Annotated in this window: 18 protein-coding genes; 8 read left to right on the top strand and 10 right to left on the bottom strand. The window is 75.2% G+C overall.

What is annotated here, in order from left to right; genetic code table 11:
• Nucleotides 1-108 precede the first annotated feature (108 nt).
• The 4 genes from O2W15_RS17845 to serS all read right to left on the bottom strand — a co-directional run bounded on the left by O2W15_RS17845 (nucleotide 109) and on the right by serS (nucleotide 4,924).
• Nucleotides 109-1,749 (bottom strand): methyl-accepting chemotaxis protein, encoded by a 1,641-nt coding sequence (locus tag O2W15_RS17845; protein WP_269180347.1) that lies wholly within the window; start codon nucleotides 1,747-1,749, stop codon nucleotides 109-111.
• Nucleotides 1,750-1,867: 118 nt separating this feature from the next.
• Nucleotides 1,868-2,677: an HAD family hydrolase gene (locus tag O2W15_RS17840; RefSeq protein ID WP_269161089.1), complete on the bottom strand. Its 810-nt coding sequence runs from the start codon at nucleotides 2,675-2,677 to the stop codon at nucleotides 1,868-1,870.
• Entirely contained in the window at nucleotides 2,670-3,623 is a 954-nt protein-coding gene (locus O2W15_RS17835) for an HAD family hydrolase (RefSeq protein ID WP_269161088.1), read from the bottom strand. Before O2W15_RS17835 ends, O2W15_RS17840 begins: the two co-directional genes overlap by 8 nt.
• Nucleotides 3,620-4,924 carry a serine--tRNA ligase gene (gene serS, locus O2W15_RS17830; protein WP_269180346.1) on the bottom strand — a complete coding sequence of 435 codons (1,305 nt, stop codon included), beginning with the start codon at nucleotides 4,922-4,924 and terminating at the stop codon, nucleotides 3,620-3,622. The genes O2W15_RS17835 and serS overlap by 4 nt, the downstream gene beginning before the upstream one ends.
• 58 nt (nucleotides 4,925-4,982) lie before the next feature.
• On the opposite strand from serS, the gene O2W15_RS17825 reads away from it, so the two are divergent.
• The 3 genes from O2W15_RS17825 (at nucleotide 4,983) to O2W15_RS17815 (ending at nucleotide 7,190) form a co-directional block, all read left to right on the top strand.
• On the top strand, nucleotides 4,983-6,416 hold the full coding sequence (locus O2W15_RS17825) for a GuaB1 family IMP dehydrogenase-related protein (protein WP_269180345.1): 1,434 nt from the start codon (nucleotides 4,983-4,985) through the stop codon (nucleotides 6,414-6,416).
• 10 nt (nucleotides 6,417-6,426) lie between these two features.
• Nucleotides 6,427-6,774 carry a metallopeptidase family protein gene (locus O2W15_RS17820; protein ID WP_269161085.1) on the top strand — a complete coding sequence of 116 codons (348 nt, stop codon included), beginning with the start codon at nucleotides 6,427-6,429 and terminating at the stop codon, nucleotides 6,772-6,774.
• Between the two features lie 80 nt (nucleotides 6,775-6,854).
• On the top strand, nucleotides 6,855-7,190 hold the full coding sequence (locus tag O2W15_RS17815) for a GroES family chaperonin (protein ID WP_036339379.1): 336 nt from the start codon (nucleotides 6,855-6,857) through the stop codon (nucleotides 7,188-7,190).
• On the opposite strand, the gene O2W15_RS17810 is transcribed toward O2W15_RS17815, so the two are convergent.
• The 4 genes from O2W15_RS17810 to pheA all read right to left on the bottom strand — a co-directional run bounded on the left by O2W15_RS17810 (nucleotide 7,181) and on the right by pheA (nucleotide 10,676).
• Nucleotides 7,181-7,711, bottom strand: coding sequence for a MerR family transcriptional regulator (locus tag O2W15_RS17810; RefSeq protein ID WP_269180344.1), 531 nt, complete (start codon nucleotides 7,709-7,711; stop codon nucleotides 7,181-7,183). The two genes, O2W15_RS17815 and O2W15_RS17810, sit on opposite strands and share 10 nt — an antisense overlap.
• A gap of 26 nt (nucleotides 7,712-7,737) precedes the next feature.
• Entirely contained in the window at nucleotides 7,738-8,556 is an 819-nt protein-coding gene (locus O2W15_RS17805; RefSeq protein ID WP_269180343.1) for an SDR family NAD(P)-dependent oxidoreductase, read from the bottom strand.
• On the bottom strand, nucleotides 8,553-9,581 hold the full coding sequence (locus O2W15_RS17800) for an NAD(P)-dependent alcohol dehydrogenase (RefSeq protein ID WP_269180342.1): 1,029 nt from the start codon (nucleotides 9,579-9,581) through the stop codon (nucleotides 8,553-8,555). The genes O2W15_RS17805 and O2W15_RS17800 overlap by 4 nt, the downstream gene beginning before the upstream one ends.
• A gap of 141 nt (nucleotides 9,582-9,722) precedes the next feature.
• On the bottom strand, nucleotides 9,723-10,676 hold the full coding sequence (gene pheA, locus O2W15_RS17795) for a prephenate dehydratase (protein ID WP_269180341.1): 954 nt from the start codon (nucleotides 10,674-10,676) through the stop codon (nucleotides 9,723-9,725).
• 125 nt (nucleotides 10,677-10,801) lie between these two features.
• Here pheA and O2W15_RS17790 point away from each other — a divergent pair, with 125 nt between their 5' ends.
• From O2W15_RS17790 to O2W15_RS17775, 4 genes are all read left to right on the top strand, one after another.
• The gene (locus O2W15_RS17790; RefSeq protein ID WP_269180340.1) at nucleotides 10,802-12,571 is read left to right on the top strand and encodes a GGDEF domain-containing protein; all 1,770 of its coding nucleotides are present in this window, start codon (nucleotides 10,802-10,804) and stop codon (nucleotides 12,569-12,571) included.
• Nucleotides 12,572-12,672: 101 nt separating this feature from the next.
• Nucleotides 12,673-15,504, top strand: coding sequence for a diguanylate cyclase domain-containing protein (locus O2W15_RS17785; protein ID WP_269180339.1), 2,832 nt, complete (start codon nucleotides 12,673-12,675; stop codon nucleotides 15,502-15,504).
• 80 nt (nucleotides 15,505-15,584) lie between these two features.
• The gene (gene larC / locus O2W15_RS17780; RefSeq protein WP_269180338.1) at nucleotides 15,585-16,787 is read left to right on the top strand and encodes a nickel pincer cofactor biosynthesis protein LarC; all 1,203 of its coding nucleotides are present in this window, start codon (nucleotides 15,585-15,587) and stop codon (nucleotides 16,785-16,787) included.
• Between the two features lie 166 nt (nucleotides 16,788-16,953).
• Nucleotides 16,954-17,553, top strand: coding sequence for a TMEM165/GDT1 family protein (locus O2W15_RS17775; protein WP_269180337.1), 600 nt, complete (start codon nucleotides 16,954-16,956; stop codon nucleotides 17,551-17,553).
• A gap of 9 nt (nucleotides 17,554-17,562) precedes the next feature.
• Here the strand turns inward: O2W15_RS17775 and O2W15_RS17770 are convergent, their stop codons facing one another.
• Nucleotides 17,563-17,784 (bottom strand): hypothetical protein, encoded by a 222-nt coding sequence (locus tag O2W15_RS17770; protein WP_269161074.1) that lies wholly within the window; start codon nucleotides 17,782-17,784, stop codon nucleotides 17,563-17,565.
• 155 nt (nucleotides 17,785-17,939) lie between these two features.
• Between O2W15_RS17770 and O2W15_RS17765 the strand changes: the two genes are divergently transcribed.
• Entirely contained in the window at nucleotides 17,940-18,527 is a 588-nt protein-coding gene (locus O2W15_RS17765) for a GGDEF domain-containing protein (RefSeq protein ID WP_269161073.1), read from the top strand.
• A 12-nt stretch (nucleotides 18,528-18,539) separates the two neighbouring features.
• Here O2W15_RS17765 and O2W15_RS17760 read toward each other — a convergent pair whose 3' ends face one another.
• Nucleotides 18,540-19,439, bottom strand: coding sequence for a haloalkane dehalogenase (locus O2W15_RS17760; RefSeq protein WP_269180336.1), 900 nt, complete (start codon nucleotides 19,437-19,439; stop codon nucleotides 18,540-18,542).
• Between the last annotated feature and the right edge of the window lie 92 nt (nucleotides 19,440-19,531).

Here is a 19,531-nt window from a genome sequence, read left to right as displayed (position 1 = left end):
GACCTCATCGGCAGGCCGCAGATGCGGCGTGACCGGGTGGGCGCCATCCGGTGCCGGACAACGCGAACGGCCCCGACGCACCGCGCCGGGGCCGTTCGTGCCGATCGGTCAGACGGTGAACCGCCGGACGGCGTCCTGCAGCTCGTCGCTCATCCGGGCCAGCTCGACCGCGGACCGCTGGGCGTCCTCGACCCGCTGGTTGGTCTCCGCCGTCCCGGCAGCCAGCCCGGTGATCGCGGTGGCGATGCTGCGCGAGCTGCCCGCCGCCTCGGCCACGTTCCGGTTCATCTCGTTGGTGGTGGCGGTCTGCTCCTCCACCGCCGCGGCGATCGTGGCCTGGAAGTCGTTGATCTGACCGATGACGTTGCTGATCTCCCCGATCGCGTCCACCGCACCGGCGGTGTCGGCCTGGATCGCTTCCACCCGGCGGGAGATGTCCTCCGTGGCCCGGGCGGTCTCCTGCGCCAGCTCCTTCACCTCACTGGCCACCACCGCGAAGCCCTTGCCCGCCTCACCGGCACGCGCGGCCTCGATCGTGGCGTTCAGCGCCAGCAGGTTCGTCTGCTCGGCGATCCCGTTGATCAGCTTCACCACCGTGGCGATCTCCTGCGAGGAGTCACCCAGCTTGCCGACCGTCCGCGTGGTGTTCTCCGCGACGTTCACCGCCTGCCCGGCCACCCGCGACGCCTCGCTGGCGTTCTGCGAGATCTCCCGGATCGCGGCCTCCATCTGCTGCGACCCGGTCGACACCGTGTCCACGCTGGAGGCGACCTCACCGGCCGAGGCCACCACGACGTCGGCCTGACCGGCCGCCGTCCGGGCGTTCTGCGCCATCGACTCGGCACCGGCGTTCAGCTGCAGCGACGCCGTGGCCAGCCGCCCGGCCGAGTCGTTGACCAGGCTCAGCACGCCACTGAGCGCGTCCAGCGTCTCGTCCAGCGACTCCGCGACCTGGCCGAGCTCGGCACCGCCGGTGGCGCCGGCGCGCACCCGCAGGTCACCGGCGGTCACCTGGGCGAGCACCTCCCGGATCCGGTCCACCGGCCGGGTGACGCTGCGTGCGACCAGCACGGCCAGCGCGACGGAGATCGCGAAGCCGATCGCCACGCCGAGGAGCGTCAGGGTGCGGGCGGCGGCGTACGCGTCGCGGGCCTCCTGCACGGTGGCCTCGGTGGCGGCGATCTGCGCGTCGCTGGCCGCCGCGAGTGCATCGATGGCGTTGGTCTCGGCCTCGATCAGCGTGGGCAGCACGGACATCGGGTCGCCCCCGGACGCGGCGATCTCGCCCATCTGGGCGCTGGCGTCGTCGTAGAGCGCGATCGCGGTCTGGAAGTCCTGGAACGCGGCCTCGGTGGCGGGCCGGAGGGCCACCTCGTCCAGGCCGGCGCGCAGCCCGTCCAGCGTCTCCCGGATGGCCACCGTCTGCTCCTCCAGGGACTGCACGATCTCCGGGGAGAGGCCCGCACCCGTGGACCGGGAGATGGTCGCCTGGTACTGCCAGTAGGTGGAACGGAGCAGCAGGATGTCGCGGAGCGGGACGGCGCCCTCCTCGTAGACCACCTCCGCCTGGTGGCTGAGCGCGGACATCCGCGAGATGCCGAGGCCGCCGACGACGAGCGTCATCAGCGCGACGGTCAGGAAGGCCGCGAGCAACCTGCCGCGCAGCCCGATCCGGGCCAGCGGGTTGCCTGCACGCTCGTCCGTCGGGTCGGGGACGTGCGTCGCGGAGTCGTGGGTCGTCGGGTCCATGGCGTGCCTCTCGTCGCGCGGGCGCACGAGCGCGCCCCTCGCCCATGGGATCGGCACCATGGGCGACCGACTCGACCGGAGATCCGATAACGAAACGAATCGGTCGCCCGGTGGACGGTCAGGCGCGCAGGGAGGCCAGCAGCGTCGCGACGCCCTCGGCGTCGTTCGAATCGGTCACGTCGGTGGCCGCCGCGAGCACGTCCGGGTGGGCGTGCGCCATCGCCACGGCGCGGCCGCCACCCTCGCGCACCCAGTCGAAGGCGGCCAGGTCGTTGGGCATGTCGCCGAAGTAGACGACGTCGGCCGGCGTCAGCCCCCGTTCGGCGGCGAGCCGGGCCAGACCGGTGGCCTTCGTGATCCCGACGGCGGAGATCTCGGCCATCGCGTCGGACGAGGAGTACGTGACCGTGGCGGTGTCCCCCACGACCTCGGCGACCAGGGCGACGAACTCCTCGCGGCCCATCCGCTCGTGCCGGGCCAGCAGCTTGGCCACCGGCTGGGCGACCATCTCGGCCAGCGTGGCCACCGCGACGCCGGGGGCGTCCCGGTCCCAGCGCGGCCGGTAGATCGGCTCGTGCCGGAACTGGTCGCCGTACTCCACCGCGAACCAGGTGTCCGGCTGGTGCTCGCGCAGCTTCCCGGTGACCTGCTGGAGCACCTCCGGCTGGACCGGGTGCTCCTCCAGCACCCGGAACTCCCCCAGGTCCAGCAGCACCGCGCCGTTGCAGCAGATCGCGGTGCCGCCGCCCAGGCGGTCCCGCACCCCGAGCATCCAGCGGGGCGGGCGGCCGGTGGCCAGCACCAGCGGGACGCCCTCATCGGCCCAGCGGTGCAGCTCGGCCAGGGTGGCGTCGCTGATCGTCTCGTCGCTGCGCAGCAGCGTGCCGTCCAGGTCGCTGACGATGAGCTTCGGCCGCCAGTCAGACATCGGTGCCCTCCAGGGCGAGCAGGGCCTCGAGGTAGCGGGCGACGCCGTCGGCGTCGTGGCCGCTGGTCCGGTCACCGGCGGCGGCCCGGACGGTCAGGTGGGCGTTGGCCATCGCGACCGCCCGGCCCCCGGCAGCGGTGACCGCCTGGAACATCGGGAGGTCGTTGGGCATGTCGCCGAACACCAGCACGTCACCGAAGCCGATGCCCAGCTCGGCCAGGGCGACGGCCAGCCCGGTGGCCTTGGTGACCCCCGGCGGCAGCACCTCGATGAAGCCCAGCCCGGCGTGGGTCAGCTCGGCGTCGGCCGGGTCGACCACCGAGCGGGCCAGCGCGACCAACTGGTCCTCAGCCAGCCGCGGGGAGCGGAGGAACACCTTGAGCACCGCCCCGACCGGCAGCACCTCGTGCCGGGGCAGCAGGTGGGCCGGCTCCGGGTAGGGCCAGTCGAAGCCGTGCTGCACCCGCAGCGGGCGCAGCGCCTCGGCCTGCTCGGCGGCGTCCTCCACGGCCACGATCAGCTCACCGGCGACGTCCTCGATCGCGGCGATGACCTCGGTGGCGACCTCGCGGGTCATCCCGACGGTGCGCAGCACCTCGTCGGCGGCGCCGTCGGAGCCGAACCGGACGACGTAGCCGCCCTGAGCCAGGACGGCGATCCCCTGGCCGCCCAGCGCGGCGCGGACGCTCTCCAGCAGGCGGGGGCCGCGGCCCGTGGCCCCGACGACCGGGATGCCCGCGGCGCGGCAGGCGGCGACCGCGGCGGCGGTGCGCCCGCTGACCTCGCCGTCCGAGTCGAGCAGGGTGCCGTCCATGTCGCTGACCACCAGCCGCGGCCGCCAGCTGCCCAGCCGTGCCCCGAGGTCGCCGAGGTCGACCAGCTCCTGTGCGCGGCCGGCCGCGGCCGGCGCGGTGAGGCCACCACCGCCGGGCTGGTCCCCGGTCATGCGGGGAGGCCCGGTGCGGCGACCGCGGCCAGCGACATGCCGGGGGTGAGGACGGCGTGCCCGCCCAGCCAGGGGCGCAGTGCGGCGGGCACGTGCACCGAACCGTCGGCCTGCTGGTGCACCTCGAGCAGGCAGGCGATGGTGCGGGCGATCGCGCACAGGGTGCCGTTGAGGGTGGCGGCCGGCTGCGGCTTCCCGTCGGCGTCCCGGTGCCGGATCTGCAGCCGGCGGGACTGGAAGGTGGTGCAGTCCGAGGTGCTGGTCAGCTCGCGGTAGGCGCCCTGGCTGGGGAACCATGCCTCGATGTCGAACTTGCGGGCGGCGCTGGTGCCCAGGTCACCGGCGGCGATGTCGACCACCCGGTAGGGCAGCTCGAGGAGCTGGAGGAACTCCTCCTCCCACTGCAGCAGGCGGCGGTGCTCGGCCTCGGCCTCCTCCGGCGCGCAGAAGCTGAACATCTCGACCTTGTCGAACCAGTGCACGCGGATGATGCCGCGGGTGTCCTTGCCGTAGGAGCCGGCCTCGCGGCGGAAGCAGGACGACCAGCCGGCGTAGCGGCGGGGCCCGGCGGAGAGGTCGAGCACCTCCCTGGCGTGCATCCCGGCGAGCGCCACCTCCGAGGTGCCGACCAGGTAGAGGTCGTCGCGCTCGACCCGGTAGATCTCCTCGTCGTGCTCGCCGGTGAAGCCGGTGCCCTCCATCGCCTCGGGCTTGACCAGGGCCGGGGCGATGACGGGGATGAAGCCCGCGGCGACGGCGCGGGTGATCGCCAGCTGGGCGAGGGCGAACTCCAGCAGCGCGCCCGGGCCGGTCAGGAAGTAGAAGCGGGCGCCGGAGACCTTGGCGCCGCGCTCCATGTCGATGGCGCCGAGGGCCTCACCGATCTGCAGGTGGTCGCGCACCTCGAAGTCGTAGACGGGCACCTCGCCCACGGTGCGGATCTCGACCGCGTCGTCCTCACCGCCCGGGGGCACGTCGGGGTGGACGACGTTGGGGATCCGCAGGTGCAGCGCGTGCAGCGCCGCGTCGGCGGTGCGCTCGGCCTCCTCGGCCTCCTTCACCTGGGCGGCCAGCGCCTTCGCCTTCTCCAGGACGGCGGGACGCTCCTCCGGGCTGGCCTTCTTGACCGCCTGGGACGCCGCCTTCTGCTCCCCGCGCAGGTCGTCGGCGGCCTTCACGGCGGCCCGGCGCTCGGCGTCCGCGGCCAGCAGGGCGTCGACCCGGGACTCGTCGGCACCCCGGGCACGCTGACTGGCGCGGACGAGGTCGGGGTTCTCGCGGACGAGGCGCAGGTCGATCACGCCCTGATCGTAGGTGCCGGGGCCCGCGGCGACGGACCACCCGAGGGACACTGGGGGCATGCGGTTCCTCGGTGACACCCGCCCGGCCCACGACCTGACCTACGCCGACGTCTTCATGGTGCCGGCGCACTCGACGGTCGGTTCCCGGCTGGAGGTCGACCTGACCACCCCGGACCGGGTGGGGACGACGATCCCGATCGTCGTCGCCAACATGACCGCGATCTCCGGACGGCGGATGGCCGAGACCGTGGCCCGGCGCGGTGGCCTCGCCGTCCTGCCGCAGGACATCCCGGTCGACGTCGTCGGCGAGGTCGTGTCCTGGGTGAAGCACCGGCACCCGGTCTACGACACCCCGATCACGCTCTCCCCCACCTCCACCGTGGGCGAGGCGCTGTCGCTGCTGACCAAGCGGGCGCACGGCATCGTCGTGGTGGTCGAGGCCGGTGCCCCGGTCGGGATCGTCACCGACGGCCAGTGCCAGGGCGTCGACCGGTTCACCCAGCTGGCCGAGGTGATGACCCGCGACCCGCTGACCATCCCGGCCGGCACCGACCTGCCCAAGGTCTTCGACGTCCTGTCCGGGGAGCGGGTGAGCGCGGCCCCGGTGGTCGAGGGTGACCGGCTGGTCGGCGTCATCACCCGCAAGGGCGCGCTGCGCTCGGCGATCTACACCCCGGCCACCGGGCCCGACGGCCAGCTGCTCACCTCCGCGGCGGTCGGCATCAACGGCGACGTCGCCGGCAAGGCGAGCGCCCTGCTCGCGGCCGGGGCCGACGTCCTCGTGGTCGACACCGCGCACGGGCACCAGGAGAAGGCCATCGAGGCGGTGGCCGCGGTGCGCTCGGTGGCCGGGTCCGTCCCGGTCGTCGCCGGCAACGTGGTGACCGCGCAGGGCACCCGCGACCTGATCGAGGCCGGGGCGGACGTCGTCAAGGTCGGCGTCGGCCCGGGCGCCATGTGCACCACCCGGATGATGACCGGCGTCGGCCGCCCCCAGTTCTCCGCGGTCGAGGAGTGTGCCGCCGCCGCCCGCGAGCTCGGCAAGCACGTCTGGGCCGACGGCGGCGTGCGGCACCCCCGCGACATCGCCCTCGCGCTGGCCGCCGGCGCGGCGAACGTGATGGTCGGCTCCTGGTTCGCCGGCACCTACGAGAGCGCCGGCGACCTGTACGAGGACGGCACCGGCCGCCGGTACAAGGAGAGCTTCGGGATGGCCTCGGCCCGCGCGGTGAGGGCCCGGACGTCGACGCAGAGCGGCTTCGACCGGGCCCGCGCCGGGCTGTTCGAGGAGGGGATCAGCTCCTCGCGGATGTACCTGGACCCGGCCCGGCCCGGCGTCGAGGACCTCATCGACCAGGTCGTGGCCGGCGTCCGTTCGTCGTGCACCTACGCCGGGGCGCGCACGGTCGACGAGCTGCACGAGCGTGCGGTGCTGGGCGTGCAGAGCGCAGCGGGTTACGAGGAGGGCCGCCCGCTGCCGACCAGCTGGTGACCCGGCGCTGATGGACGCGATCCCGCTCCCCCGCTTCGAGGAGCTCGTCGCCGACGCCCTGGACGAGGTGCCCGAGGAGCTGATGGCGCTGCTGGACAACGTCGTCGTGCTGGTGGAGGACCGGAACCCCGAGGAGCCGAGCCTGCTGGGCGTCTACGAGGGGTACGCGCTGACCGAGCGCGGCTGGGACCACTCGGGCGCCCTGCCGGACCGGATCATGATCTACCGCGCGGCGATCTGCGACATCTGCGAGGACGAGGAACAGGTGGCCGAGGAGGTCACGATCACCGTCGTCCACGAGATCGCCCATCACTTCGGCATCGACGAGGAGAAGCTGCACGCCCTCGGCTGGGGCTGATGAAGGACCTCGTTGCCCCCCGTCCCTCGCGAGCTCGGGCCGGGCCCCTGCAACGAGGCCGGCAGGTAGCGTTGGCGAGCGTGCCTGAGGACGACGCGAACGCCGGCGGGTTGCCGATCAAGATGCTGCACGACCGGCTGCTGGTCTCCCTCCGCAAGGAGGACGGCGACCGCCGGTCCAGCGGCGGCATCCTCATCCCGGCCACGGCCCAGGTCGCCAAGCGGCTGGTCTGGGGCGAGGCGAAGGGCATCGGCCCGAACGTGCGGCAGATCAAGGTCGGCGACCGGGTGCTGTTCTCCCCCGAGGACCAGCACGAGGTCGAGGTGCACGGCGAGGACCTGGTCATCCTGCGCGAGCGCGACGTGCACGCCGTCGCCGCCGAGCGGATCGAGGAGTCGACCGGCCTCTACCTCTGAGGGAGGACCGCCTCGCTCCGCACCCCTCGCTCGCTCGGGGCGCGCCCCTGCGACGGGGCCTCGGGCAGCGTCCCGGCCAGCAGCTCGTCGCTCCGCAGCTGGTCGACCAGGTCCTCGGACAGCTCGTCCTCGCAGTCCAGGCCGCGGGCGATCAGGGCGCGGTAGGTCTCGATCTTGGCCTGGACGACCGCCAGGTCGTCCCGCAGCTCGGCCAGCCGCTCCTCGATCGCCGCGCACTGCCGCTCCAGCAGCGCCATCCGCTCCGGGTGGTGGGCCAGCTCGCCGCCGCCGAGCTCGATGAACCGCCGCACCTCGGCCACCGGCATCCCGGTGCGCCGCAGCGCCTGGACGAGCCGGATGAACCGCAGGGCGCCCGGCGGATAGCGCCGTCGTCCGTCGGCGGTGCGCTCCACGAGCGGGAGCAGCCCCTCGCGCTCGTACCAGCGCAGCGTGTCGATGCTCAGCCCGGTCTCCTCGGAGACCTGCCGGATGCCCAGCGCCGGAGCTGTTCCCACGTCCATGACGTCGAGGTTAGGAGCCAGCACCCTCACCTGTCCGCCGTCTGGACGGCGCCCCGCTGGACGACGCCGGCCATGGCGAGCACCGTCCGCCGCCGGGACAGCAGCCGGATCCCGGTGGCCGCCACCGAGTTGAGCCGGCCGACCGCCACGCTGGGCGGCGGGTTGCGCCGGTCGAGCGCCCGCAGAGCGGTGTCGACCACCTGGCCCGGGGCCTGCCGTCCCCGCCCACCGTCGGCCGCGTCGTCGCCCACGACGTCGAAGAACTCCGTGTCGGTGGCGCCGGGCGACAGCGCCAGCACGCGCAGCCCGCTGGCCAGCGACTCCTGCCACAGCGCCTCGGTGAAGCTGAGCACGAACGCCTTGCTCGCCGCGTAGACCGCCATCTCCGGGCTCGGGGCGTAGGCGGCCATGCTCGCCACGTTGACCAGCACGCCGCTGCCCGCCGCCCGGAGGCGGTCGATGAACGCGCGGCTCACGTCCACCAGCGCGGTCACGTCGACGGCGATCATCTCGGCCAGCCGGTCGGCGTCCTCCTGGACGAAGGGGCCGTACGTGCCGAAGCCTGCGCAGTTGACCACGCTGGTGACCGGCAGCCCGCGGCGGTCGACCTCCGCCGCGAGCGCCCGCCCGGCCGCCGGCCGGGCCAGGTCGAGCGGGACGGCGCTCACCGTCACTCCGTGGGTCGCGGTCAGCTCGGCGGCCAGGCTCTCCAGCCGGTCGGCGCGACGGGCGACCAGCACCAGGTGCGAGCCCCGGGCGGCCAGTTGGCGGGCGAACTCGGCGCCGATGCCCGCGCTGGCGCCGGTGACCAGCGTCGTCTGCCCGCGCCAGTCCACCCCGCTCACGAGGCCACCGCCAGCACGAAGCGGTACCGGACGTCGCCCCGGGCCAGCCGCGTGAACGCCGTGTTCACCTCGTCGAACGGCAGCACCTCGACGTCGGCGGTGAGCCCGTGCTCGCCGCAGAAGTCGAGCATCGCCTGGGTCTCGGCGGTACCGCCGGAGCCGGAGACGGAGAGGCTGCGGCCGAGCAGGCTCATCGGCGAGACCGTGTAGCTCTCCGGCAGGCCGAGGACGCACAGCGTGCCGTCGAGGCGGAGCGTGCCGAGGTAGGGGCCGAGGTCGTGGGCGCCGGCGGCGGTGTCCAGCACGAAGTCCAGCCGCCCGGCGACCGCGGCCATCGCCGCGGCGTCGGTGGACAGGACGACGTCGTGCGCGCCGAGCGCCCGGGCGTCGTCCGCCTTGGCCGCCGAGGTGGTGAACACGGTGACCCGGGCGCCGAGCGCGACGGCGAACTTGACCGCCAGGTGGCCCAGCCCGCCGAGGCCGACGACGCCGACCTGCGTGCCCGGCCCGACGCCGGCGCGGCTGAGCGGCGACCAGGTGGTGACCCCGGCGCACATCAGCGGCGCGACCGCGGCGGGGTCGAGCCCGGCGGGAAGCGCGTAGACGAAGGCGTCGCGGACGACGTACTCGGTGGAGTACGCGCCCTGGGTGGGCGTGCCGTCGCGCAGGTCCCGGCCGCCGTAGGTGGTGGCGGGGAACTGCCGGCAGTAGGGCTCCCGGTGGGCCAGGCAGTTGTCGCACTCCCCACAGGAGTCGACGATGTTGCCCACGGCGACCGCGTCGCCGACCCGGAAGCGGGTGACCTCCGCCCCGACCGCGGTCACCTCGCCGGTGAACTCATGGCCGGGCACCAGCGGCGGGTCACCGGCCGACAGCGCCTCGACCGCGTGCAGGTCGCTGTGGCAGACGCCGACGTGGGTGACCCGGACGGCGACGTCGTCGGGCCGCAGGTCGCGGCGGGTGAACTCGATCGGCCGCAGCGGCTCGTGCGGGCCGGAGGCGGCGAACCCGGTGACTGCTCTCATGCCGGGGACGCTAGGAGCTGGAGTGCACTCCAGCGCAAGCCTCGCTCGCCGAATCGATGTGACGGAACGGTCCTCCACCGGGGTGTGCATCTGGTATGGGGAGGAGCACACTGTGTGATCATGGGCAGTGCTGCGGGACGGTCAGACCGCCGTCCCGGCGCGCACCCGGGCCACCCACTCCTCCGCTGCGGCGAAGGCCTGGTCGCCCACCCGTTCCTCCACCGGCTTGCCCGGCTGCTCGTCGGCCCGGGCGTAGGAGCCGAGGAAGCGCACCTCCGCACAGCGCCGGTGCAGCGCGGCCAGCGCGTCGCTCACCCGGCGGTCGGACACGTGCCCCTCGACGTCGATGGAGAACGAGTACACGCCGAGCCGCTCGCGGGTGGGCCGGGACTCGATGCGCGCGAGGCTGATGCCCCGCACCGCGAACTCGGCCAGCAGGTCCAGCAGCGCGCCGGTGCGGTCGTGCACCACGGCGGTGATCGTCGTCTTGTCCGCCCCGGTCGGGGCCGGCAGACCGCCGGGCGGCTCCACCAGCACGAAGCGGGTCACCGCGCCCGGGTGGTCGGCCAGGTCGGTGACGAGGGCGTCGAGGCCGTAGCGGTCGGCGGCGATCGCCGCGCAGACCGCGGCGTCGAACTCCCCCTCGGCGACCCGGCGGGCGGCGTCGGCCGTGGAGGCGGCCGGGACGACGTCGGCCCCCGGCAGGAACTCGGCGATCCGGCCGCGGCACTGGGCCAGCGCGTGCGGGTGGCTGGCCACGGTGCGCACGTCGGCGGCGTCGCTCCCCGGCCGGACGGCGAGCACGAAGGCCACCTCGAGGAAGACCTCGCGGGTGATGACCAGCGGGTCGCCGGTGACCAGCCCGTCCATCGTGGCCGGCACGGAGCCCTCGACGGAGTTCTCCAGCGGCACCAGGGCGGCGGCGCACTCCCCGGTCCGCACGGCCGTCAGCGCGGCCGCCACGCTGGCCTCCGGTCGGGTGCCGACCACTCCCAGCGCCCCGGTGACCGTGCCGAGCGCGGCCTCGGCGAAGGTACCCTCGGGTCCCAGATAGGCGAACTCCGTCGGGGCTGTGCTGCGTGGTGCAGTCGGCATCCGGCGAGGGTAGTGCGGCCGTACCGGACACCGACTCCCGTCGGGTCCCCGGTACGGGGGGAGCTGCTTCGTCACCGGCCGGACACGCGCATCTCGCGTGCCCCGACAGCTGAGTGGAGGGACGCGTGAACCCAGGGCTCCCCGCCGACGAGCGGCTGCAGACCGCCCGCTGGCGGCTGCTGACCGCCAGCGCCGCCGAGGACGCCCGGGTGTTCGCCGACGAGTTCGCCCGGGCCGCGGACGACCTGGCCACCACCGGCGACCCCTGCTGGGACGCGTGGTCGGCCGCCTTCACCGCCCGCGCAGCGCTCTTCGACGCCGACCTGGACGGCGCGGCGGACGCCGTCGGCGCGGCCCGGGCCGCGCTCGCGGAGTGCCTCCCGTCCGCCGAGCACGCCTTGACGCTGGCCTACCTGGCACACCTGGAGGTGGCCGCCGACCGGTTCGACGCGGCGATGCACCTGGCCGTGGACGCCAGCCTGCTCGCCGACCAGCTGGCCGGGGAAGAGCCCAGCCGGCCCCTGCACCAGGCCCACCACTGGCTGTCCCTGGCGCTGACCCGACTGGACCTCGAGGAGCTCGCCGTGGCCCAGTCGCTGCGGGGCGCCCGGGTCGCCGCGGCCCTCCCCGACCTCGGTGACCAGTGGCAGCTGCTCCGGCTGTGCGCCCAGCAGCACGCCGAGCTGGCCCAGACGGTCCACCGGCGCGGCCAGCTCGACCGCTCCCAGCAGCTGGCCCAGGCCGCGCTGGAGTGCGCGACCACCGCTCGCGCGCTGCCCTGGGACCCGAGCGACACCGACGCCGACCTGCTCGACGTCGTCCAGGCCTGGGCCCTGACCCTGGCCGGCCGGCTCGACGACGCGCTCCCACCGCTGCGCCGGGTGCGCCGGCACCTGTCGGCCGGGGAGGGCGGGCTGTGGCTGGCCGGGTACACCGACCTCGTGCTGGGCAGGCTGCTGACCCGGCTGTGCGCCCTGGAGCCCGGCGCGCACGGCGAGGAGGCCATCGACCTGCTGGTCACCGCCTCCGGGGCCTTCGCCGCGGTGAACGACCGCCGGCGGTACCGCCAGTGCCTGCTGGAACTGGGGCAGGCCACCGCGGCGATGGGCTCCACCGCCGAGGCGCTGCACTGGCTGGAGGCCTACCGGGCAGAGACCGGCCGGGCGCACCGGCGCGGGCGCGAGCTCTGGGCGGAGATGTTCGTGCGCCGCAGCCGGTTGCGCGAGGCCGAGCGGCAGAACGCCGTACTGCGCCGGCACGCCCTCGAGGACGCCCTGACCGGCCTGGGCAACCGGCGCAGCGCCGAGCGGCGGCTGACCGCCCTGCGGCTGGACGGCGAGCCGGTGTCGCTGGCCGTCGTGGACGTCGACGGCTTCAAGTCCGTCAACGACCAGAACTCGCACCTGCACGGCGACGCGGTGCTGCGCCGGGTCGCCGAGCTGCTCCGCCAGCACAGCCGCACCGGCGACGAGGTCTTCCGCTGGGCCGGCGACGAGTTCGTGGTCGTGCTGCCGAACACCACCGAGGCGCAGGCCGTGGTCGCGACGGAACGGCTGCGCAGCGCCGTCGCCTGCGCCGAGTGGGCCCACCTGCAGATGCCCGCCCCGGTGACCGTCAGCATCGGCGTCGCCACCACGGGGCCGGCCGGCGCGCCGGGGCCGAGGTCCTGGCGGGAGCTGTTCGACCGGGCCGACCTGAACCTGTTCGGCGCCAAGCGCGGCGGCCGCAACCGGGTGCGGGCCTCCGGCGGGGGGCAGCACGCGCCCGCGCCCGCCGCACGGCCCGGCGGGCTGCCAGCCGACGCCTCGGTCGACGACCTGGTGGCCGAGGTCCTCGGCACGACCCCCCGGCGACCGGGCTGGGCCTTCGACGACGGCACCGAGGTCGCCTCGTGAGGCTGCGCCGCATCCGTGGTCCAGAGGGGCCGATGGGGCAGGAGGGGCCGGCCGACGCGCCGGTGCGTGACACGCCGCCGACGCCGGGGCACAGTGCCCTGGTGCCACCCGGTCTCCTGCACCAGCAGGTGAGCTCAGCTCTGGCGAACTGGCAGCTCGACACGGCCGAGACGCTGCTGGGCGAGATCGACGGCGAGCTGCCCCCCGCCCCGGCCGACGACCGCCCGGCGCCGCCGCTCGCCTCGCTGGCCCGCGCCTGGGCCGACACGCTCCGGGCCGAGCTCCTGGTCCGACGCCTGCGCCGGGCCGGCTACTCCCTGCTGGGCGACCCCCTGGTCGAGGGCGGCCCCGAGCAGGAGGGCCCGCTGGACCTGCACGGCCCGGTCGGCGCCCCGGGCGAGGCCGTGGACCGCGACAGCCGGTCGGAGTCGGCCATGCACGCGGCCCTGGCCATCTCCCTGGTTCGCTCGGCACGCGCGGCCTTCGACGCCCAGGACGACGACCTGCAGCGCGCCGCCGGCCTGGCCCGGCACGCCCGGATCGAGCTGCTGTCCCGCCGGGTCGACGCGGCGATGGACGAGGCGGTCGAGGCAGCCAGCCTGCTGGACCCGGCCCTGCCGCCGAGCCCGCTGCTGGTGCACACGCTGAGCTCCCTGGCCGCCGTGCTGGCCGACCTGGAGCTGATGCCGCTGGCCCTGGACTACCAGCGCCGGGCCGCCGACGTCACCGCCGAGGCGATCGGCGCGGCCGGCACCGACTCCGAGGCGGGCTCCGTCGACGCGCTCGCCGGGGAGGCCGCGACCCGGCTGGCCGCGCTGTGCGCCGAGGTCGGCGAGGGCCTGCTCGACGACGGCGGCGCCGACGCCGCGGCACCGCACTTCGCCGAGGCCCGCGACCTCGCCGTCCGGGCGCTGGGCCAGCTGCCCCCCGGCCTCCCCGGGATGCTGGACGCGCAGGTGGTGCACGGCTGGGCGTTGGTCGGCCTGGGCGAGCACGCCGCCGCCCGGTCCCTGCTGACCCGCGTCGTCAGTGCGGCGGCGAGCGTGGAGGACCGCGCCCTCCTGGCCTCCGCCGAGCTGGGCCTGGGCCGCGCGCTGCGCCGCTCGGGCGACCCCCGGGCCGCCGACGACCACCTGGCCACCGCACTGGCCAACGCGACCGAGCACGGGCTGCCGCGGTTGCGCCGGGCCGCGCTGCGCGAGCTGTGCACGCTGCACGCCGAGCTGGACGACGCCGCCCGGGCCCTGCCCTACCTGCAGGCCTACCTCGCCGACGAGCTGGACCGGGTCGACGAGCGGCGCACCCGCTGGGTCGAGCTGTTCGGCCGGCGCAAGAGCCTGCTGGAGACCGAGCGGGCCGCCGGTCAGCTGCGCCGCCAGGCCTACGAGGACCCGCTCACCCACCTGCCCAACCGCCGGTACGCGGAGGCCCGGCTCGACGGGCTGCTGTCGACCGGGGCGGTGCCCGCACTGGCCGTGGTCGACATCGACCGGTTCAAGGCGATCAACGACGCCGCCGGGCACCCGACCGGCGACGCCGTGCTGCGCGCGGTCGGCCAGCTGCTGGTCGACGGCTGCCGGGACACCGACGAGGTGTGCCGCTGGGCCGGCGACGAGTTCGTCATCCTGCTGCCGGACACGACGTCCGAGCAGGCCGAGCGGGCCATGGAGCGCATCCGCCGGTCGATCGCCGCGCACGACTGGTCGGCCCTCGGGGTGGAGGTGCCGGTGCGGATCAGCGTCGGCATCGCGCAGGCGGCCCGCGGCGACGACCGGCGCACGCTGTTCGCCGCGGCCGACGGAGTGCTCTACGACGCCAAGCGGGCCGGGCGGGACCGGGTCGTCCGGCTGTCCGGGGTCACCCAGACCCGGGCTGCCGACGCGGCCCCGACGACCATCGACGGTCAGGTCGCCGAGGCACCGCCGGCGATAGACCCGTCCCCGGCAGCGGACGACGCGGGCCCGGTCGAGGCCACCGAGCACGTCCCGGCGTCGCCTCCCGTCCGCGACGTCACCGCCTCCCCGCTGCCCGAGGAGCAGGACGAGCAGCCGGAGGACGCCACCGGCGGCTTCGCCCCCCTGCTGGTCGAGCCGGCCGCGGAGGAGCTCGCCGTCCACGAGCCCGCCGTCGAGGGGGCCGACGTCGAGCCGTCGGCCGCCGAGCCGCCGGCCCGGACGGGCAGCCCGCTGGACGAGCTCGTCGGGGGTCCGTCGGCCGGGCGACGGCTGGAGTCCGCCGAGCCCACGGCACCGGTGGTCGGCCCGTCGCCGTCCTCCGCTCCGATGATCGACGTGCCGGCCCTGACGACGGGCCCGGACGTCATCTGGGGCACCGGACGGAGCACCGAACAGGTGCTCGCCCTGGTGCGCGAGGCCCGCCGCGAGCACCCCCAGCACCCGGCGGTGGTGGTGCGGGCCAGCGCCGACACCCTGGTCGCGCTGGCCACCGAGCACGACGCGTACACGACGATGGACGCCGCGGCGATGTCCGCCGCCGTCGGCCCGGTGCCCGAGCCGGTCGGCCGGGTGGGCGTGCTCTGCGCCAGCAGCGGCGACACCCCGATCGCCGCCGAGGCGGCCTTCGTGGCCCGGGTCACCGGCACCGAGGTGGTCCGGGTCGACGACGTCGGCGGCAACCGGATCCGCCCGCTGCTCACCGACCGGTCGCTGCTCACCGACGTCGACTGCCTCGTCGTCGTCGCCGGTCTGGACGCCGCGCTGGCCAGCGTGGTCAGCGGGCTGACCGAGGTGCCGGTGGTCGCCGTCCCGACGTCGGCCGGCCAGGGCGCCAGCTCCTTCGGCGGGTTCAGCGCGCTGCTCACCATGCTCAACTCCGCCGCGCCCGGCGTCGTGGTCAGCAACATCGACAACGGCTGGTCCGCCGGCGTCTTCGCCGCCCGCATCGCCCGCCGGACCGCGTCCCTGCCGACTTGACCATCGGCGGACGGCGGTCCGGCCCGGCGTGTCGGGCGGCCGCCTGCCGATGATCGTCCCGGTCAGGTCATGATCGGCCCGTGACCATCGGGTGGTTGGACCTCTCGGCGGGGGCGTCCGGGGACATGCTGCTCGGCGCGCTGGTCGACGCCGGGGTGCCGCTGACCGTGCTGGCCGGTGCGGTCGCCGCGCTGCCGGTCGAGCCGGTCACCCTGACCGCCGAGCCGACCACCCGGCACGGGCTGGGCGCCACCCGGGTGCACGTCCACGCCCCGGCCAGCGACGTCCACCGCACCTGGGTCGACGTCCGGACGATCCTGGCCGACGCCGCGCTCGCCCCGGCCGTGCGGGACGGCGCCCTGGCCGTCTTCGAGCGGCTCGCGGTGGCCGAGGGCCGGGTGCACCGGGTGCCCGCCGACGAGGTGCACTTCCATGAGGTCGGGGCCCTGGACGCGCTGGCCGACGTCGTCGGGGTGGTCGCCGGGTTCGCCCACCTGGCGCTGGAGCGGCTCACCGCCTCCCCCGTCGCGCTGGGCAGCGGCTCGGCCCGCGGGGCGCACGGCGTCGTCCCGGTGCCCGGCCCCGCCGTCCTGGAGCTGCTGCGCGGTGTGCCCGTGGTCGCCGGCCCGGTGCCGGCGGAGACGTGCACCCCGACCGGTGCCGCGCTGCTCGCCGCGCACGTGCGGGAGTGGACGACGCTGCCGCCGATGCGGGTGGATCGGGTCGGGTCGGGCGCCGGCGGCCGCGACCCCGAGCAGCTGCCCAACCTCGTCCGCCTGGTGCTCGGCGAGCCGGTGGACGAGCCGGCCACCGGACTGCTGCTGGAGACCAACGTCGACGACCTGGACCCCCGGCTGTGGCCCGGTGTGCTCAGCGACCTGCTGGCCGCCGGGGCGTCGGACGCCTGGCTCACCCCGATCCTGATGAAGAAGGGCCGCCCGGCGCACACGCTGTCGGTGCTCTGCCGGCCGGCGGTGCACGCGGCGGTGCAGGACGTCGTCGTGGCCGCGACCTCCACCATCGGGTTGCGCGTGCAGCCGGTGCAGAAGGTCGCGCTGCAGCGGGTCGAGGGCAGCGTGGCCGTGTTCGGCAGCCCGGTGGGCGTCAAGGTCGCGGACATCGACGGCCGGGTGGTGAACGTCAGCGTCGAGTTCGAGGACGTGGCGGCGCTGGCCCGCTCGCTCGGGCTGCCGGCCAAGGAGGTGCTGCGGGCGGCGACCGCGGCGGCGCACCAGGCGTACCCGGGGGCGTCGGCTACGCTCCTGGACCCAGAAGGGGAGTAGCCCCCCGACTGCTGGTCGACATGCTGGCGCGTTCGCGCGCCCGGTCAGCAGGCCCGCGTCGTCGCGGGTGGGCGAGACCTTCCGCCCGCAGTCCACCCATCGGTGCGCTGCCGGACGGAGGCGCCCCGCATGCCCCGGCCGGTCGGCGCGAGCAGAGAGAGAACTCGTGGTCCTGTCCGTCGTCCTGGCCGCCTTCGTGCTGATCCTCCCCGTCGAACTGCCCGACAAGACGCTGTTCGCCACCCTGGTGCTGGCCACCCGGTTCCCGCCGCTGCCGGTGTTCGTCGGCGTGGGCCTGGCCTTCGGCCTGCAGGTGGCGATCGCGGTGACCGCCGGCAGCCTGCTCTCGCTGCTGCCCGAGGCGGTGGTCAGCGCCGTGGTCGCGGTGCTGTTCCTGACCGGCGCCGTGCTGCTGTGGCGGGAGTCCCGCAAGGGCGGCGACGAGGACGAGGCGACCGTCCAGGCCCGGGAGCAGACGTCGTTCGTGCGGGCGGCAGCGATCTCCTTCGGCGTGCTGTTCGCCGCCGAGTGGGGTGACCTCTCCCAGCTGGCCACCGCCGGGCTGGCCGCCCGCTACGAGGAGCCGCTCTCGGTGTTCGTCGGGGCCTGGGCAGCGCTGCTGGTGATCTCCGGGCTGGCCGCGTTCCTGGGCCGCAAGCTCGCCGACCGCCTCCCGGTGACGCTGCTGCACCGGGTCGCGGCCGGGCTCTTCCTGGTCTTCGCCGGCATCGCGGTGGTGGAGACCGTCCGCACCCTGACCGGCTGAGCGCCCCGGTCAGCCGCCGCCGCCACCCCCACCGCCGCCGAGCATCCAGCTGCTCTTGTTGACGGCACCGCGGGCGTCCGGGCCGGCGGGGTCACCGGGACGCGCCGGGTCGTTGCCGTGCAGGCCGGCCGCGTCCCCGCGGCCAGAGGTGCGCCCCGCGCGGACCCCGAGTCCGACGAGCACGAGCAGCGCGAGCCCGATGACCACCAGCAGCAGCACCTCTCCTCCCATGGCGCCAGCGTAGGGCGGCCGGGCCGAGCTGGCCGCCTGCCGGCGACCGCACCCGGAGGGGGCAGGCCGGCGACCGGGGCGCTCAAGCGCCGGCGCGGTCCTGCCGACTCCCCCTGCACGGCCGGCATGCGGCCGGACGGGAGCAGGGAGAGGTCATGCAGACGATCAAGCTCGAGGAGTCGCAGGACGTGCTGGTGCAGACGGCGGCGGTCGTCGCCGCGCAGCGCCAGTTCGCGCAGCGGCTGCGGCAGCGGACCGTGGCCGACCCGCTCACCGGGCTGCCGGTGCGCAGCCTGCTCATCGACCGGCTGGAGCTCGCCCTGGCCGCCGCGGGCCCGGCCACCGGCCGGCTCGCCGTCCTCTCCTGCAACCTCGACGGCATCACCGTCCTGGAGGACACCCGCGGCTCCGCCGTCGCCGACGCCGCCCGCGCCGAGGCGGCCGGCCGGCTGGTCGGCGCCGTGCGACAGGGGGACGTCGTCGCCCGGATCAGCGCCCAGACCTTCGTGCTGCTCTGCCCCGGCATCCAGGTCGCCGAGGACGCGCAGGGCATCGCCCTGCGGATCGCGGCCGCCTTCGACGAGCCGCTGCGACCGCTGCCGGGCGTGGAGCACCGGGTGCGGCTCAGCGTCGGCGTCGCGCTCTCCGGCCGGGCCTCGACGCCGGAGTCGCTGGTGGCGTCGGCCAACGAGGCGATGACCTCCATCCGGCACGACCGCCAGGGCAGCGGCCGGCACGGCTGACCCGCCGGCCCCTCAGCGCAGCGTCGGGATCCACTCCGCCAGCGCGCGGCCGATCTCGTCGGGCGAGTCCTCGGGCACGAAGTGCCCACCCGGCACCGTGACCTCGGTCAGCGCCGGCCACCGCCGGACCCTGTCGCGCTGCCGGCCGACCAGGATCGACCCCGGCTCGACGTTGACGAACAGCTTGGGCACCTCGCTGTGCGCCAGCCACTGGCCGTACCGGTCGACGACGTCGTGCACGCCCGGCGGCACGTGCTCGATCGGGAGCTGCCGTGGCCACTCCAGGGTGGGCCAGCGGTCGGCGCGCTCACCGAACGGCGCCCGGTACCGGTCGTGCGCCTCGGCCGAGAGCCCGCGCCGCACCTCGGCGGGGAGGATCTTCTCGACGAACACGTTCTGGTCGAGCACCTTGCGCTCGCCGTCGGCCCCGCGCATCGCCTGGAAGACCGGTTTGGCCGCGCGCGGCCAGTCCGCCCAGATCATCGGGGTGACGATCGCCTCCATGAAGGCGATGCCGCGCACCGCCTCGGGGTGGGTGGCCGCCCAGTCGAAGCCCAGCCCCGAGCCCCAGTCGTGCAGCACCAGGGTGATCCGCTCCGTGACGCCGACCGTGCTCAGGAACTCGGCGAGGAACTGCGCGTGCCGGTCGAAGGAGTAGCTGCCCGGACCGGGGTCGGCCAGCTTGCTCGACTCGCCCATGCCCACGAGGTCGGGGGCGAGGCAGCGGCCGAGGTGCCGCACGTGCGGGATGACGTTGCGCCACAGGTAGGACGACGTCGGGTTGCCGTGCAGGAAGACGATCGGGTCGCCCTCCCCCACGTCGACGAAGGCCATCTCCTGGTCACCGACCTGCACCCGCGAGCGCGGGAACGGGTCGTCGGCGGGCACGGGCGTGCGGACGTCGTCGGCCATGCCCCCGGTGCTCCCCGGTCGGCCGCCGTCCCAACCACCCCCGACAGAAATGGCCATTTCTGTCGGGGGCTTGACCCTGACCCTGCGTCAGG

It is taken from the genome of Modestobacter sp. VKM Ac-2979 (assembly GCF_026967995.1).
Classification (GTDB): Bacteria; Actinomycetota; Actinomycetes; order Mycobacteriales; family Geodermatophilaceae; genus Modestobacter.
Note: the sequence above shows the minus strand (reverse complement) of the source record. Positions and strands in the feature narration are given on the sequence as shown.

What these genes read in the sequence shown, in the direction of transcription:
- O2W15_RS17845 (WP_269180347.1), bottom strand. Translation starts at nt 1,749, where the DNA reads ATGGACCCGACGACCCACGACTCCGCGACGCACGTCCCCGACCCGACG.
- O2W15_RS17840 (WP_269161089.1), bottom strand. Translation starts at nt 2,677, where the DNA reads ATGTCTGACTGGCGGCCGAAGCTCATCGTCAGCGACCTGGACGGCACG.
- O2W15_RS17835 (WP_269161088.1), bottom strand. Translation starts at nt 3,623, where the DNA reads ATGACCGGGGACCAGCCCGGCGGTGGTGGCCTCACCGCGCCGGCCGCG.
- O2W15_RS17825 (WP_269180345.1), top strand. Translation starts at nt 4,983, where the DNA reads ATGCGGTTCCTCGGTGACACCCGCCCGGCCCACGACCTGACCTACGCC.
- O2W15_RS17820 (WP_269161085.1), top strand. Translation starts at nt 6,427, where the DNA reads ATGGACGCGATCCCGCTCCCCCGCTTCGAGGAGCTCGTCGCCGACGCC.
- O2W15_RS17810 (WP_269180344.1), bottom strand. Translation starts at nt 7,711, where the DNA reads ATGGACGTGGGAACAGCTCCGGCGCTGGGCATCCGGCAGGTCTCCGAG.
- O2W15_RS17800 (WP_269180342.1), bottom strand. Translation starts at nt 9,581, where the DNA reads ATGAGAGCAGTCACCGGGTTCGCCGCCTCCGGCCCGCACGAGCCGCTG.
- pheA (WP_269180341.1), bottom strand. Translation starts at nt 10,676, where the DNA reads ATGCCGACTGCACCACGCAGCACAGCCCCGACGGAGTTCGCCTATCTG.
- O2W15_RS17770 (WP_269161074.1), bottom strand. Translation starts at nt 17,784, where the DNA reads ATGGGAGGAGAGGTGCTGCTGCTGGTGGTCATCGGGCTCGCGCTGCTC.
- O2W15_RS17765 (WP_269161073.1), top strand. Translation starts at nt 17,940, where the DNA reads ATGCAGACGATCAAGCTCGAGGAGTCGCAGGACGTGCTGGTGCAGACG.
- O2W15_RS17760 (WP_269180336.1), bottom strand. Translation starts at nt 19,439, where the DNA reads ATGGCCGACGACGTCCGCACGCCCGTGCCCGCCGACGACCCGTTCCCG.